This window comes from Acinetobacter sp. SwsAc4, from assembly GCF_013391535.1.
In the GTDB taxonomy this organism is placed as follows: domain Bacteria; phylum Pseudomonadota; class Gammaproteobacteria; order Pseudomonadales; family Moraxellaceae; genus Acinetobacter.
In genome coordinates, this window is the sequence record NZ_JACAXC010000020.1 from 12,646 (window position 1) to 27,895 (window position 15,250).

The 15,250-nt window shown below is 38.7% G+C and carries 11 protein-coding genes, 1 tRNA gene and 2 pseudogenes; 5 read left to right on the forward strand and 9 right to left on the reverse strand.

Annotated features, from left to right (window positions below):
• Positions 1-30 precede the first annotated feature (30 nt).
• The gene (locus HYG88_RS10365) at positions 31-2,376 is read right to left on the reverse strand and encodes a heavy metal translocating P-type ATPase (RefSeq protein ID WP_005159407.1); all 2,346 of its coding nucleotides are present in this window, start codon (positions 2,374-2,376) and stop codon (positions 31-33) included.
• A gap of 277 nt (positions 2,377-2,653) precedes the next feature.
• Between HYG88_RS10365 and HYG88_RS10370 the strand changes: the two genes are divergently transcribed.
• The 4 genes and pseudogenes from HYG88_RS10370 to HYG88_RS10385 all read left to right on the forward strand — a co-directional run bounded on the left by HYG88_RS10370 (position 2,654) and on the right by HYG88_RS10385 (position 5,480).
• Entirely contained in the window at positions 2,654-3,034 is a 381-nt protein-coding gene (locus HYG88_RS10370) for a copper resistance protein CopC (protein ID WP_002058523.1), read from the forward strand.
• 66 nt (positions 3,035-3,100) lie between these two features.
• Complete coding sequence (locus HYG88_RS10375) at positions 3,101-3,982, forward strand: copper resistance D family protein (protein ID WP_005159405.1); 882 nt, start codon at positions 3,101-3,103, stop codon at positions 3,980-3,982.
• 14 nt (positions 3,983-3,996) lie between these two features.
• Positions 3,997-4,269, forward strand: coding sequence for a hypothetical protein (locus tag HYG88_RS10380; RefSeq protein WP_005159403.1), 273 nt, complete (start codon positions 3,997-3,999; stop codon positions 4,267-4,269).
• 120 nt (positions 4,270-4,389) lie between these two features.
• Positions 4,390-5,480: pseudogene (locus tag HYG88_RS10385) on the forward strand (IS4 family transposase).
• Between the two features lie 81 nt (positions 5,481-5,561).
• On the opposite strand, the pseudogene HYG88_RS10390 reads toward HYG88_RS10385, so the two are convergent.
• From HYG88_RS10390 to HYG88_RS10415, 6 genes and pseudogenes are all read right to left on the reverse strand, one after another.
• Positions 5,562-6,465, reverse strand: a pseudogene (locus HYG88_RS10390) (hydrolase or metal-binding protein).
• Positions 6,466-6,597: 132 nt separating this feature from the next.
• Positions 6,598-7,740 carry a YqaJ viral recombinase family protein gene (locus HYG88_RS10395; protein ID WP_005159383.1) on the reverse strand — a complete coding sequence of 381 codons (1,143 nt, stop codon included), beginning with the start codon at positions 7,738-7,740 and terminating at the stop codon, positions 6,598-6,600.
• Positions 7,741-7,918: 178 nt separating this feature from the next.
• Positions 7,919-8,968 carry a DUF932 domain-containing protein gene (locus HYG88_RS10400; protein WP_005159381.1) on the reverse strand — a complete coding sequence of 350 codons (1,050 nt, stop codon included), beginning with the start codon at positions 8,966-8,968 and terminating at the stop codon, positions 7,919-7,921.
• A 142-nt stretch (positions 8,969-9,110) separates the two neighbouring features.
• Positions 9,111-10,217 (reverse strand): inovirus-type Gp2 protein, encoded by a 1,107-nt coding sequence (locus HYG88_RS10405; RefSeq protein ID WP_143225214.1) that lies wholly within the window; start codon positions 10,215-10,217, stop codon positions 9,111-9,113.
• Positions 10,218-10,575: 358 nt separating this feature from the next.
• The gene (locus HYG88_RS10410; protein WP_005159374.1) at positions 10,576-10,842 is read right to left on the reverse strand and encodes an AlpA family transcriptional regulator; all 267 of its coding nucleotides are present in this window, start codon (positions 10,840-10,842) and stop codon (positions 10,576-10,578) included.
• 289 nt (positions 10,843-11,131) lie between these two features.
• Positions 11,132-11,464, reverse strand: a complete 333-nt coding sequence (locus HYG88_RS10415; RefSeq protein WP_005159373.1) for a hypothetical protein — start codon at positions 11,462-11,464, stop codon at positions 11,132-11,134.
• Positions 11,465-11,796: 332 nt separating this feature from the next.
• Between HYG88_RS10415 and HYG88_RS10420 the strand changes: the two genes are divergently transcribed.
• Entirely contained in the window at positions 11,797-12,813 is a 1,017-nt protein-coding gene (locus HYG88_RS10420; RefSeq protein WP_005159372.1) for a hypothetical protein, read from the forward strand.
• Between the two features lie 211 nt (positions 12,814-13,024).
• Here the strand turns inward: HYG88_RS10420 and HYG88_RS10425 are convergent.
• Together HYG88_RS10425 and HYG88_RS10430 are read right to left on the reverse strand one after the other, a co-directional pair.
• A tRNA-Ser gene (locus HYG88_RS10425) sits at positions 13,025-13,114 on the reverse strand.
• Between the two features lie 86 nt (positions 13,115-13,200).
• Complete coding sequence (locus HYG88_RS10430; protein ID WP_005159371.1) at positions 13,201-15,231, reverse strand: FAD-dependent oxidoreductase; 2,031 nt, start codon at positions 15,229-15,231, stop codon at positions 13,201-13,203.
• Between the last annotated feature and the right edge of the window lie 19 nt (positions 15,232-15,250).

Genomic DNA, 15,250 nt, shown 5'->3' on the forward strand with positions numbered 1-15,250 from the left:
TAGTTAAAAATAATGAGTAGTCAGAAAAACTTAGTTTTGGCTACGTAGTCGTAAAGCATTACCAATTACCGATGCTGAGCTTAGGCTCATTGCTAATGCTGCGATCATAGGCGAGAGTAACCAGCCAGTAAATGGATACAGTACACCAGCAGCCAAAGGGATACCTAATCCATTATAGAGGAAAGCAAACATCAAGTTTTGTTTCATATTTTTAACAGTTGCCTCTGATAAAGAACGAGCAATTTCAATACCACGTAAGTCACCTTTTACCAAAGTAACTTGGGCACTATTCATTGCTACATCTGTTCCTGTACCCATTGCAATTCCGATATCAGCCTGAGCTAAAGCTGGGGCATCATTGATCCCATCACCAGCCATCGCAACCACTCTTCCTTCTTTTTGCAATTTCTTAACCAATTCTAATTTATCTGCGGGTTTAACCTCACCATAAACCTCATCAATACCTAATCTAGCGCCAACAGACTTAGCTGTTGTTAATCCATCACCAGTAGCCATTACGATTCTTAGACCGGAATCTTTTAATGAAAGAACAGCCTCAGGTGTACTTGCTTTGATTGGATCTGAAACAGCTATTAACCCTATCAGTTTTCCATCCACAGCTAAATGCATGACACTTGCACCTTCGGCTCTTAACTTTTCAGCTTCGGGAACAAATGCTTTAACTGATATTCCCAGCTGTTCCATTAATGCTGTATTACCAAGAGATAATTGTTGTCCATTTAACTCTCCTTTAACACCAATCCCAGAGCCAGATTCAAAAGATGTTGGTCTAGACAGTACAAGATCTCTTTCACGGGCAGCACGTACGATTGCATCAGCTAAAGGGTGTTCACTCACCTGATCCAGACTAGCTGCTAACCGAAGTACCTCATTTTCTTCATAGCCCGAAAGAGCGATAACCTTATCGAATGAGGGTTGGCCTTCAGTTAAAGTACCTGTCTTATCAATAATTAAAGTATCAATCTTACGTAAATTTTCTATTGCAGCTGCATCACGAAAAAGTACACCATTCGATGCACCACGACCTGTTGCCACCATAATTGACATAGGTGTCGCTAAGCCTAAAGCACATGGGCAAGCAATAATTAACACTGCGACAGCATTAATTAACCCGTAAACCCAACTAGGCTCTGGGCCAAATACCCCCCAACCAAAAAATGTAAGCACAGAAATAGCAATAACTACCATAACAAACCAACCTGCAACATGATCTGCCATTCTTTGCATCGGCGCTTTAGAACGTTGAGCTTGCGATACCATTTGTACGATCTGAGACAGTACCGTTGAAGATCCAACCTTTTCTGAACGCATTACTAATGAACCATTCATATTTATTGTTGCACCTATTACTTGATCGCCTTCACGTTTTGTAACGGGAACAGGTTCTCCTGTTAACATTGATTCATCAATAGAACTTGCCCCTTCAGTAACAACTCCATCAACAGGGACCTTTTCACCTGGTCGTACTCGGAGCAAATCTCCAACATGTACATGGGAAAGAGGAATATCTTCTTCTTTACCATCGTCATTTATTTTTCTTGCAGTCTTAGGTGCTAGCCCAAGTAAAGATTTAATTGCTGCCGAGGTCTGTGATCGAGCTTTCAACTCAAGAACTTGGCCTAATAAGGTCAGCGAAATAATGGCTGCTGTGGCTTCGAAATATACAGCAACACGCCCCATAGATACAAATGAGTCTGGAAATACTTGAGGTACTATTGTTCCAACAAGGCTGTATATAAAAGCAGCTCCTGTACCTATTCCAATCAAGGTCCACATATTTGGACTCCGATTTAAAACTGATTGCCAACATCTAACAAAAAATGGCCACCCTGCCCAAAAAACGATAGGTAATGTAAGAATGAGTTCAATCCAACTCTGTATCTTCATATCAAATAAATTCAGCTGATGCCCAAACATGGCTAAAAATACAACGATAAGAGTTAAAGGTAAGGTATACCAAAATCGTCTTTTAAAATCTTTTAGTTCAGGGTTTTCGTCAGCTTCATCCAGATTTGGAAGTAAAGGCTCTAAAGTCATACCACATTTAGGACAATTCCCAGGGTGATTTTGTTGAATTTCGGGATGCATCGGACAAGTGTAAATAGTAGAAGTATTCACATTTATCGGCTGATCAACCACAATTGAATTTATCCCAATCTCTTTTGGATTAGTCGCTTTTGCTAGTTTATTAATATAAAAAGCAGGATCATTCTTAAACTTTAACCAGCAATTTTCACTGCAAAAATAGAAAGTTTTACTGTCAACTTTTTCATAAAATTGAGATGTTTCTTTTACTGCCATGCCACAGACAGGATCAGTAAGTGTATTTTTATCTTCGTGATGATGATGGTCCATACAACCTCCTTCATATTTAATTTTAAAAGTAATAAATTGATTAAAACGTAAATAATTTCCTATTACTTGATCATTAGATAAGCGAAATTTTCTTTATAGTCAGTGTAGCACTTGTGACTTTTCAATTTTTAAAATGACAAAAATGTAATTTTGAAGTCATCGGAGTGTTTCTATCTTTCTTTGATAATAGGATTACAAAGTTGGTGACCAAGCTATCAATCAATGAATTTCATTCGGTCATTACTGGGCCCAAGATTAATTTAAAGAGGATGAAGAAATGAAAATTTTTCAAAATAAAATGTCTACTCTACGTAACGTACTCGTAGGCACGACTATGGTTGTAGCTACTTCAAGTGCATTCGCACATGTGAAACTTGAAAGTGCAACACCTGCTATTAATGCATCTGTAGCTAGCCAACCGAAAAATATAACTTTGAATTTTGGTGAAGAAGTTATGTTAATGAACGTCAAGTTGCTTGATGCACAACGTAAGGACATTCCTTTAAATTATAAAATAACTCATGATATGAAAAAATCATTTGACGTCGCTGCACCTAAACTAAAAAAAGGAAAATATACAGTCGTGTGGACCACAATGGGAGCGGATGGCCACAACATGAATGGCGAATATAATTTCACCATTAAATCAGCAAAATAAAAATCAAGTGCTAATAGCAACATGCCAGCGAACTGCTGGCATGTTGCTATTACGATGGAGAAAATTATGATTCCTGAATCTTGGATATATGCATCATGGCTTGTTAAAGTCATTTTATATTTAGGTATTGCATTTGTTGTTGGTGGTACTTTCTCCTACTTCTTACTTGGACGTTATGTAGAAATAAAGGAAACTATTCTGAAATACATAACTCTTGGCACAGCATTAGGACTAATTTCCAGTATTCTAGGATTCTTCCTTCTCATCGGAAGTTTTGCCAATACTGGACTATCTGGTATGTGGGATACTAACTATATAAATCTAGTAATTAACACTCCAATTGGCCATACCCATATCATACGATCAGTGGGTTTTCTGCTTTTATTTTTATTTATGCTCGTGAAATTAAGCAGAAGAACTAATCAGTTTTCTAAAGTTGAAGGGTTAATCTTTACCATCTTACTCTTACCTATTGTTTTTAGTTTTTCCCAATTAGGTCATGTCACGAATTTACCCTTATTCGCTCAAGCTTTATTATCAATACATGTACTTGTAATATCCTTATGGATGGGATCACTTTATCCTTTATGGAAAACAAGCAAAAAAATTAATGGCTTACCACTCAAAGAACGTATGCATCTATTTGGGCAAATAGCGGCCTTTATTGTAGGAATACTCATCGCTTGTGGTCTTAGCATTACTTTATTACTTTTTAAAGATTTTAATACTCTAATCAATACACCTTATGGGCATGGATTTATTATTAAAATTGTATTTGTCCTAAGTATTTTATTGTTAGCCGCTTTTAACAAATGGTATTTCACACCTCGCTTACAAGACCCGAAATTTGCGAAACAATTGGGCTATGCCATTTTATTTGAGATGTCATTAGGTCTATCAATTCTTTTAGCCACTGGTTATATCACCACTGTAGTCGGTATTGAGTAAAAAAGGATCACGCTATGACTTCATGGATGAAGTACAATTTATTATTTCTCATATTTTTAAATACAATATCTTGGGCTGAACCTAGCACTTCAAAAACGATTCGCTCCTTAGATGATACTGAATTACGTAATATTACTGATCATAACCATGGCGATACCAAAGTTGATGAGAATAAAGATGACCATCATTCCAAAGATAAACAACTACGTAATGAGGATAGTAGACAACAAAAAGTTATAAATGGATTAATGTTACAAAAGCCTAACGTACTACCGCCCTCCAAATAAACGATACTTAAGTAATGTTTATTGATTCAATAAGTAGTTCAAATTTTTTCTTTGTACACGACAAAAGAAGATAACTCATTGAAATAATGGCATAATACTTGTTTTCTGACGACGAATATGATGACACATTTCAATGAGTTACATCTCATCTTAAACAAATATCTAAAGTGGAACAAGTCACATGTAAAATGTTTTACACTGATTATGCTGGCATTAATTGTAAAACAGACATGTAATCTTTCTTCCGCATCTAAAGCCTTACCCATCAAGTGCTCACCACAATCATTTTATCGACGTATACAACGCTTCTTTGCAGATCAGTATTTTGATTATCGTCAAATTTCTCAGTTGATTTTCAATATGTTTTCATTCGACAAAGTGCAACTGACTTTAGATAGAACCAATTGGAAATGGGGAAAACGAGATATCAATATCTTGATGTTAGCCATCGTCTATCGTGGAATAGCGATACCTATTGTTTGGACATTGCTCAATAAACGTGGAAATTCAGATACAAAAGAGCGTATTGCTTTGATTCAACGCTTTATCTCCATTTTTGGTAAAGACCGTATTGTGAATGTGTCCGCAGACAGAGAGTTTATCGGTGAGAAATGGTTTACATGGTGAATTGAAAATGACATTAACTTCTGTATACGTGTTAAAAAAACTTCATTGTGACCAATCACTTAGCCAAGAATCATAAAATTAGTGATTTATTTCGTCATCTTCAAGTTGGTCAAACTGAATGTCGTAAACGACGTATTTGGGTTGGTCGAGTGAAACTGTATATTAGTGCGCTACGATTAGAAGATGGAGAACTTTTACTTGTTGTTTCTCCTATGTTTAATGCTTCTGCTATTCGTGATTATGCATTACGCTGGGAAATCGAAACCTTATTTAGTTGTCTCAAAGGACGTGGATTCAATCTTGAAAATACTCGTTTAACAGACCCTAGACGAGTCAAGAAATTGATAGCAGTACTAGCTATCGGTTTCTGTTGGTGCTATTTAACAGGTGAATGGCAACATGATCGAAAAAAAGCGATAAAAATAAAGAAGCATGGACGACTTTCAGTAAGTTTATTTCGATACGGTTTGGACTATGTTCAAATGGCTATTCTACGTTTGATTGGTTTTGGAAAAAAAGAAGAATTTAAGAAAGTGCTCGCAATTTTAAGGAAGAAAAAGCCTGATAGGACAAGGGCCCTATGAAATTTGTCGTGTACAGAGAAATTTTTTAATAAAAAATAGTAGCAATATTACTGTTGGGGGCTTCTTAGCCCCCAACAGTATTTAATTCAGAGCTTGAACCGACTGCTGCAACCCTTTTTTGAATATCTTGAACATGAGTAAAATTATGAAATTGTTCATGTTGTTGTGGCTTAGATTCATCATTGTAAAACTACTCAACAATATCCAACCCTTCCTCACCTCCTACCTCAAACTTGGCATTGGCAAATCCCTGACGCGCCACATGATCTAATGCTTCCTGATAAAACCCTGCTGCCTTGCTTTGTTCACTGATTTGCTTGGCATTGCTAATCGCTTCCTGCAAATTGGTTCCATCCCGCAAAGTTAAATCCACGTAATAAATCGGAGTGCGGTAGCTTTGCGTGGTGCTTTTACCTCGTAAAGTCAGTTGCAATGGCAAACATGAAAGTAAATCACCTGACGCTGAACTGTAATAACGTAAGCGTGCTGCCAGAGTACGGATGCTGTTAAAACCTGTGGTTCTAAAGATGAATGTCCCTAATTCGTCCGACTCATCTAAATTCACATACAGTCTGCCATAGGGTTTACATAGTCCACCTTGTGCCATCGGACATAAATCAGGCGATGGACATGGATGTTGTTCTATGCCGTTTTGCCCAAGTCGCTGACAGGTTTCTCCGTTCCCTGAACAGATTAAGCGTCCAGTTTGTCGGTCAAACAGACTGTACTCTGCCCGTAGATTCAATTCGGGATCATTGAAGATCATACGGACGGGAATGCTTCTGAGCTTTTGATTTTGATTAGGTGCTTTGGCACGTAACTGTTCATCCAGTGGATGTTTCACCCAGCCATCCTTATTCTGGATTTGGCTGGTAATGGTAAATTGGTCATCTTTTTCAGGGAGTCGTTTTCCATTCTTTTCGACAATTTTGCCGATGCTAATACGACCTAAAACGGGTGGTGTAATTGCTAAGCCTTTAATCATGGTGATGTCCTCTTTATAGCTGTTTAAAATTTTGGGCATAAAAAATCCCATACTTGTTTGGGGTATGGGATCAGTTGATTTTGGTTGCCGTTTGAGTTTAAGTGAATGATGATAGACAGTGAGAATTGTTGGTCATCCACCGTTGGGATAAATCTGAAATCTTCGTGTTCCCACTTTGGTTTGTGGGAACTGCTGTAGATATTCAGGATGCTGCTTAAGGAGTGATTTGCTATCTAGGCTGATTGAGTCCTGTGCTTTCTTCCATGTTACTGAACCACCAACAAACACAGCCCTTTCTGCCTCTTTCATCATCATTTGCAGTTGATGTTTGAGTTCATCAAAATACTGTTGGTGCCGCTCAACCTTATGTCGCTCTTCAAGCAATTGGTTAAATAGGTAGTTGGCTTGTTCATTTTGAGTCAGATCTTCCACTGTTAATGGTATCTGCTCAGGGTAAAGCTGCTGCAAGGCTTTGGCTGCTGAGTCAGAAGCATCGACACTCGGTGGAATATCCGATTCCACACATTGCCAGAAGTGACGTTCTGCACTAATGATATGCTGAATCACGGTTTCATTACGGGTCACTTTAAAGATTTTACTTTCATGTCCACAGATCAAGGTACAGATATGCGCTGCCTGTTTACCTGTCACTGCCAGTTGATGTTGCACTTGGCAGAGGACATATAAAGGCACACCATCTCGCCATAACTTAGAACCATATTCCCCTACAGTTTTACATTCCAAGATTTGAACTTCATCATTGCCCACCACGGCATAGTCAAGGTTCGCCAACATAAAGTGTTTGTCTTCATCAGGATGCTGTAGCACTGCATTGACTCGACGCACCTTATTGTTGGTATGCATGCTGTAATATTCAGCGACTAATGGTTCAAGTTGTTTACCCCAATATAAAGGTGCATAGCCTGCACTTTCATCCTCGATGTTTTGTTGCATCCGTCCTGTCTTGATCATCCACAGTTCCAGCATCGACATATACGGATTCAATCCACAGGCGGTAGCGGCATCGCTGCTGCCAATGCCCTGTTTTCTGACTTCAAGCCATTGTTGGTAATTCATCTGCTTGGTGTTGGCAATACGTTTGGCTACAGGGGTTTTAGTTTTTCGTGGTTGCGTATTCGGTCGATCACGTTTAGTTCGAGTTCCGACTTCAACCTGTTGAGTCGATGAGTTTTGAGTGGTTGGATTCAGGTTTGGTGAATAAGGTTGTAATGACGGGTTATTTAGTGTGTTTTGAATTTGAGTATGGCTATTCATTAGAAATATTCCTGTATGAGTAAAAGCGTAAAAGCTGAATTTCGGGCATAAAAAAAGCCACATCGGGGATGATGTGGCGAAATGAGAATTGCAATGCTTGTTACGGCTTTACCGTATGTTTAAATTAATTGGCTAAGCTTAAATAAAACTGAAAATAATTTCAGTGAGTCAAATCGTTTTAAGCCACCATTCGAAGTGCTTGTTCAAGTCCTCGTTGCTTAATGGCTGCACCCGCCCCAAACCATGCTGAATCGAGTCGATGATCAGTACTCATGGCTCGACGCTCGTGATCGGTGAACTCAGTAATGGCGCACAGTAATCCATAAGCCGTATCTTTGGTTGAACTGAGTTCTGCCCCTCGTCCATGCCCGTTAAACATAGTCATGACTTTAGACATGGCACGTCTGTTTGGTTCGGATTTATTGTCTGATCTAGTTGGGCTGGATTGATTTGGCATGGCTGCATTTCGATAGAACTGAATAATGCTTTCATCCTGTTCCGCAATGCTCAGACTGGTATTGTTGAATACCGCATCGAAATAGGCTGCTGCTTCTTGTTGAGTCACCTTACGCTGACTTAGTTGTTTCATTTCATACATGTGTTCATCCCATGCACGAACTGAAATACCGAGTTGTTGTTTGACTTTCTCTGCATCGAACTTGGTACTGTGTGGAACTTTCACCACACCTGCACTGGTGTTTTGTCCTTTGAGTGCAATCGCCAAAGTATTGTTACACACCACACGGATAGATGTGAATTGAGCTGTTGTTGCCAATGTACCATCACAGGCAGTTGCCAATAAAATGTAACCATTACTGACATCTTTTCCTTTTAAAGCTGCGCTTTGTCCTGTTCGTGCCAGTGCCCAGAACTTTTTACCACCTTTGAGTACCCCTGCGGTTTCCAGTTCAAAGCCTGATTGTTCGGTGAGGTCACGATAGAAATTTAATATCTCCATCGGCTGTACTTCCTGAAAGCGTTGGCTCACCACCGATAACGGTGCATGGGTATCGGAACGATAAAGTACACGTTGCTCCTCAAAAGGCATAATAATGCTCTGCCCCCGATGGTTCTGTGCCATGTAACTAACATCGGAGGATTCAATCCGCCAGTCCATGCCTGCCTGCTCTGCCCAGACCTCTAGCGGCTGGTTTGGGGTTAGTGCATTGCCCAGACCATGCCAAGGGGTTTGTCCAACGAATGCCATTGTTTCAACTAAATGTGCCATGAATGTTCTCCTTAATTTAAGGTCAAGTTGTTGAATGTTCATGACAATGATATGTATCTGAAATAATTTTCAGTTCACTCTAATAGACCTAAAGCCTATAGCCACAAAGGCTATAGACTTATTCCTAAAAGTTGCTTATTTGTTATTTCTTGGCTCTTGGTCGTCCCAACTGTGGAACATAAGGTGGCAGTCTCGCTGTCCCAAATACACGACCTAGCTTGGAAGTGATCTGCTGACTCAAGGGATCATCCTGATGATAGTGTTGCTCTGCCTGATAACCATAATGAACCAATTCAAGAAATTCATCATATTTAGTCAAATAACGACAGGCATATTTCAAATTCTCAATCTTTCTTCGATCATGATAGTCCACACGTCCTAGACCACAATGCTGATATTTATCCATATGGGCATTGCAGTTGTAGGTAACACCCTCTCCCTCAGTAATTTCATCAATCCAGTGCTGTCCAATCAGTTTGCCATGTGAAATGCTCTCCTGTACCTTGGAACCATCCAGAAAAATGATTGTGTGGAGGTGATAAGATTTTCTCAGCCCATATTCCAGTTTCCAGATAAAGCCTGCAAAGGCATCGCCACAATGTCTTTCTCGTAGATAGCGAAGCAGTTTCTCACGGTGCTCGCTGATCAGTTCATAGCTCGCCTCTGCATCCTCCCGATAACCAAAGTCAACCCTTATTGCAATTAAACGGGAAAAACGTAGCAGTAGCTGATCAATGTACTTTTCCATACTTCTTTTCTGCCGCAAACTCTGTTCTCTCATCCTTTTTAATTCAGTTGTATGCCTTAATGACTTCATATCCTGACGAATATCATAGATACAGTCATTCAATCGCTCTACCAAAGTCCTAGATAAGTTTTTTGGATTATATTGCGTACGTTCAAAGGTATATCGCTCAATCCACTCAATAAACACACGTAAGTGTAAGGGGTAATATTCCAGTGGATAATACTTCTCAACTCGATCCATTACAGAGATGCCATAAAGAAAATTATCAGCTAAGTCTGCCAAATTTCTATAGGGCTGGTAATGATCTATATATTTTAGATTTCCGTCTTTCCAATAGTCAGGAATGTAATAACTCTTTGTATTGAGGAATACTTCTTCAAATGATTTGAATGATGTGATCATTGTAACCACTCGCTTAATCACAGCCAAATCATGACACCAAAGTTGGTATTCATCATCACTTAATTGATTTAGCAGATCTTGCTTGTATAGATTAATCATGTTTGTTTACTCGGTTATTACCAAGTAACGTGATGCCCACTCTTTCCTATTAAAATCTACTTTTTATCAGACACAACTATTCCATCAACTATATTTAATATAATTGATTTATAAACAGGCTGGCTTATAAGTAGATATAAGATTACTTCATAAGAATAACTAGATGGTCTTATTATAGTAACTAGAGTAGTAGTATATTAATAATATAAGTACCAGAATACTTTGGGTACTTTTACATTATGAATTGATTAAAGAGAATAGCCTTAACCACTAGACATCACACTACATTGGAGGATTTTTTAATTTAGAATGTGGGGATCAAATACTGCTGTTGAATTATGCAGTGATAATGAGATGGCTATGCTGATTGACTGGCTTGGATACGTTGCTGAATCCAATCCTGAACCTCTGATTCAATCCATCCCACCGCTCCTGTACTGAGATGTGATGTCCCTAGCTTGATGGACTTTGGAAAACTGATGTCATAACGTTTGGACTTTGGATTAATCCGATCATATATGGTGGAACGTGAAAGTCCTGTCAGCTCAATCACTCGTTTTAAACGGATGATCTTCTTCACTGTAGCTACAGGCTCTATATTATGTGTGGTTGCCAAGTTGTTCATAGCGGTTCTCCATTGAGATTAAATTGCTTCAATTTCAAGGACTACAACAGTGGGATTCGTATTAGGAAAGTTATGAATCCTCTATTCTGCGTACTCCTCTATAACAACTAGCGTTGGAATCATTTTTTAACATGGGATTGGTAGGCTTAGGTAAATGACTTGTTCCAAAGCAGCATTTCAAACCAAAACTTAAAACTGGCTATAACAACATGACCAGCCCTAAAAGGGCTGGTCATGTATTAGATAGAAGTATCGTTCAATCCTCTAGGAATTGCATAAAGGATATGAATCATTGCGCTGTATGGTTGAAACAATGACCACACGTTAGGCACTGAAAGTTATCCAGAATATTTTCATCAACCATTTCTCCTAATGCTGTACCCGCAGTACAACCTGCAACTCCACCAACTAAACCACCGATTGCAGCACCTGCAAGCGCACCAAAGATTGAACCAACAGGTCCTGCAAACATACCAAGCGTTGCTCCCACCTGAGCAGTAGATAAAGCTGTGGTTACACCACCCACTGTTCCAGCAGTTGTGCCTACCGTACCTCCTATTTTACGACCATAATTTTTACTACTGATGTGTGTCGATTGACACAAAGGACATTGAGTAGACATATCCATTTCTCCTATTTAGTATGAACACTGAATTGTGTTCATGGAGATGATATGTATTCCAATGGATCTGGAATCTCTCTTAACCAATTATAGTAGATAAGCACACATTGACTTTTCTGACATAAGAGCTTATAAAATACTGTTAATAGAAAAATTTTCAGCTTAAAGTATCTAAATAGTGGGAAAATCCCATGTTTAACCAGTGCTAGATCAGATAAATTCTTACTCATTTCTTACTTAAAAGTTACGCTACTCTAACCAATTTCATACCATTTTCTTAAAAAATTCTTACTACTCTATTAGCAATTTAGACACTGTATAGAAATATAAAAATGACGACCAAACCATCTTATTCAGAGCAGTTCAAGAAGAAACTCAACAGCTATGATCCTGTCATGAACATTTGGATTCATGGTCATCTAATCCGCCATGCAGAACGCATCATAGGTCGCTACTCAATTAGAGATTTTGAAGAAATACTGATAGAACTAGAAAATCTAACCTCTCTTAAAGAAGTCAGACAAATTACAATAACAAACCTCACAAGGTTAATTCATCAAAATATATCAACCGAATTGGACCGAGAATTTTTTTTCCAAAAGTTGATTGAGTATATGAAATTGGAGGTTGATATTGTATTTAACCTAGAATTAAAAAGATTATTAACCCTAATAAATAATGATAAAAATTTTGCTAATTTTTATTTAACTACTATTAAAAATAATAGAGATGATTTAAATGAAATTCGGTCAGAAATAAGTGCTTTTCTTTCCCAAAAACATGAATATGACCATGAGCTTTCTGAAAAACATGAATATGAGCATGATCTTTATAAAATTCTTCCTTCACTCCCAAGTAAGGAAGTATTTAAAAACCCAATTATTCAAGCTAATAAAAAAATTATCTTAGATTTTAATAATAGATATAGAGATGATTTTTTAAAACCTATTAAACTAGTCGCAATAGTATTATTAATAAAAGATTATGATGATATACAAAAAATATCACGTACTATTATCAACAAGAAAATATCAAATAAGACCTTTGTTGAATGGCTATACAATTACCTTGATAAAAAAACACAGTTTCCCTATACACCAGTAACATTAGAAGAAAAAAAAGAACTGGTGCTTTTACAATTAAACTTTTGGTTTTTTATTGATTCAAAAGCATATTATAAGGTTTTAGAAAAAATACAAAGTACATGGAATAAAAGAAACTTTGACAAAAGACCAGTAGATAACAGGAAAAAAATCGCAAAAAAGAATGAAACATCTCAACCACCAAAAAAGCCCGTCTCAACACTCCAACCTAAAACTGTAGATGATGTTGATAACTATATATCCTAATATTACCGAAAATAGGTATGAAATTTGGCTTTCTTTATTACGCTATGATCTTTAAAGCTTACACTGAAAGTACAGATCATTACTCATTGTTCGTATCCTATGGAGTACTAAATCATTCGACTCAATCCAAAGTTTGATGAGGGGTAGGTTGAGGGGTAAACACATAGATAAAAAATAAGCCCTTGTAAAAACAAGGGCTTATTTAGATATTTGGCGGAAGCGGTGAGATTCGAACTCACGGAGGACTCACACCCTCGTCGGTTTTCAAGACCGGTGCATTAAACCGCTCTGCCACGCTTCCATGTGCGTAAGAATACAAAGCTTGCCCTCTTTATTCAAGAGAAATTTAACTGCAATGTATTTAAATGCATAATGTTTCATCAATTATTAGAGTTTAGCGGCCAATTCTGCCCCTTCGCGGATTGCACGCTTGGCATCCAGCTCACCTGCTAACTTTGCACCACCAATCACATGATATTTTGCCAATGTGGTTTCATTCTCATACGGTACTAAATCTTTTACTGATTCCTGACCTGCACACACCACAATGGTATCCACACGCAATAACTGGTCATGGCCATTATGCTCAACCCATAAGCCTTCGTCAGTTACAGCCTTATATTGCACACCACGAAGCATACGAACAGCATGCTTTTTCAATTGTGCACGATGTACCCAGCCTGAAGTCTTACCTAAGCCAATACCCAACGGCGTTGTTTTACGTTGCAATAAATAAATCTGACGTACAGGCATTTCAACTTCTGGACGTTGTACACCGCCTTCAGAAATATAATTAGGGTTTGGATCAACGCCCCATTCGCGTTGCCATTCTGCCAATGGTTGTGGCTGTGGTTGATGGGGTGGTTTTAGTAAAAACTCTGACACATCAAAACCAATACCACCTGCACCAATCACAGCAACCTTATGACCAACCTTAGCGCCTTTTAGTACTTCTGCATAAGACAAGACTTGTGGTGCGTCACTACCCTGAATTTTTAAGGCGCGTGGCACTACGCCTGTTGCAATCACCACTTCATCAAAGCCTTCACGTTCCAACTGTTCACGATTGACCTTAGTATTTAAGCGAACATCCACACCTGTCTGTTTGAGTTGAACTTTAAAATAACGAATGGTTTCATGAAATTCTTCTTTTCCAGGAACAACTTTTGCTAGATTAAACTGACCGCCCACATCATTATTGGCTTCAAACAAGGTTACGGCATGACCACGACTTGCCGCCACTGTTGCAGCCGACATGCCTGCAACACCACCACCCACAACCGCAACACGTTTTGGTTTCTTGGTTTTGATATAAACCAGTTCTGTTTCAAAACATGCCTGTGGATTGACTAAACAAGAGACACGCTCATTTTTAAAGGCATGATCCAAACACGCCTGATTACAAGCGATACAGGTATTAATTTCATCCACACGGTTGGTTGCAGTTTTATTGACCCAGTATGGATCAGCGAGGAATGGTCGTGCCATTTGCACCATATCCGCCTGTCCTGAAGCAACAATCTCTTCAGCAACATCTGGCATATTGATACGGTTTGACGCAATCACTGGTACTGAAACATGCTGTTTAACTTCGGCGGTATAATCCACAAATGCAGCACGAGGTACAGAAGTGACAATCGTTGGGATACGTGCTTCATGCCAGCCAATCCCTGTATTTAATAAAGTCACGCCTGCTTTTTCAAGTGCCTTTGCTACTACGATCACTTCCTGCATGGTGTTGCCATCATGCACTAAATCAAGCATGGACAGGCGGAAACAAATAATGAATTTTTCACCAACTTTGGCACGAATCGCCTTGACGATTTCCACGGGAAAACGCATACGGTTTTCAATATCGCCACCCCAACGGTCTGTACGCTTGTTGACATGACTGCTCAGGAACTGATTGATTAAATAACCCTCAGAACCCATAATTTCCACACCATCATAGCCTGCCTTTTTTGCCAGACTTGCACAACGGGCATAATCTTCAATAGTTGCCAAAATCTGGGCATCCGACATTTGACGCGGTTTAAAAGGATTAATAGGTGCCTGAATTGGGGATGAAGAAACCGAAAATGGATGATAACCATAACGACCTGAATGCAGGATTTGCATCAGGATTTTTGCGCCATGCTTATGCACAGCATGTGTAACCAGACGGTGATGAGGAATATCTGCCAGACTGTTCATGGTACCGCCCGCAGGTAATAACCAGCCTTGACGGTTGGGTGAAATCCCACCTGTGATGATTAAGCCAACCCCACCTTTGGCACGTTCACCAAAATAAGCAGCAAGTTTAGGATAATTAAAAAAACGATCCTCCAAGCCTGAATGCATCGACCCCATGACCACACGGTTTTTAATGGTCGTAAATCCGAGATGTAATGGCTTTAAAATATTTGCATAGCTAGTCATGATATTCCTTCTGTATTTA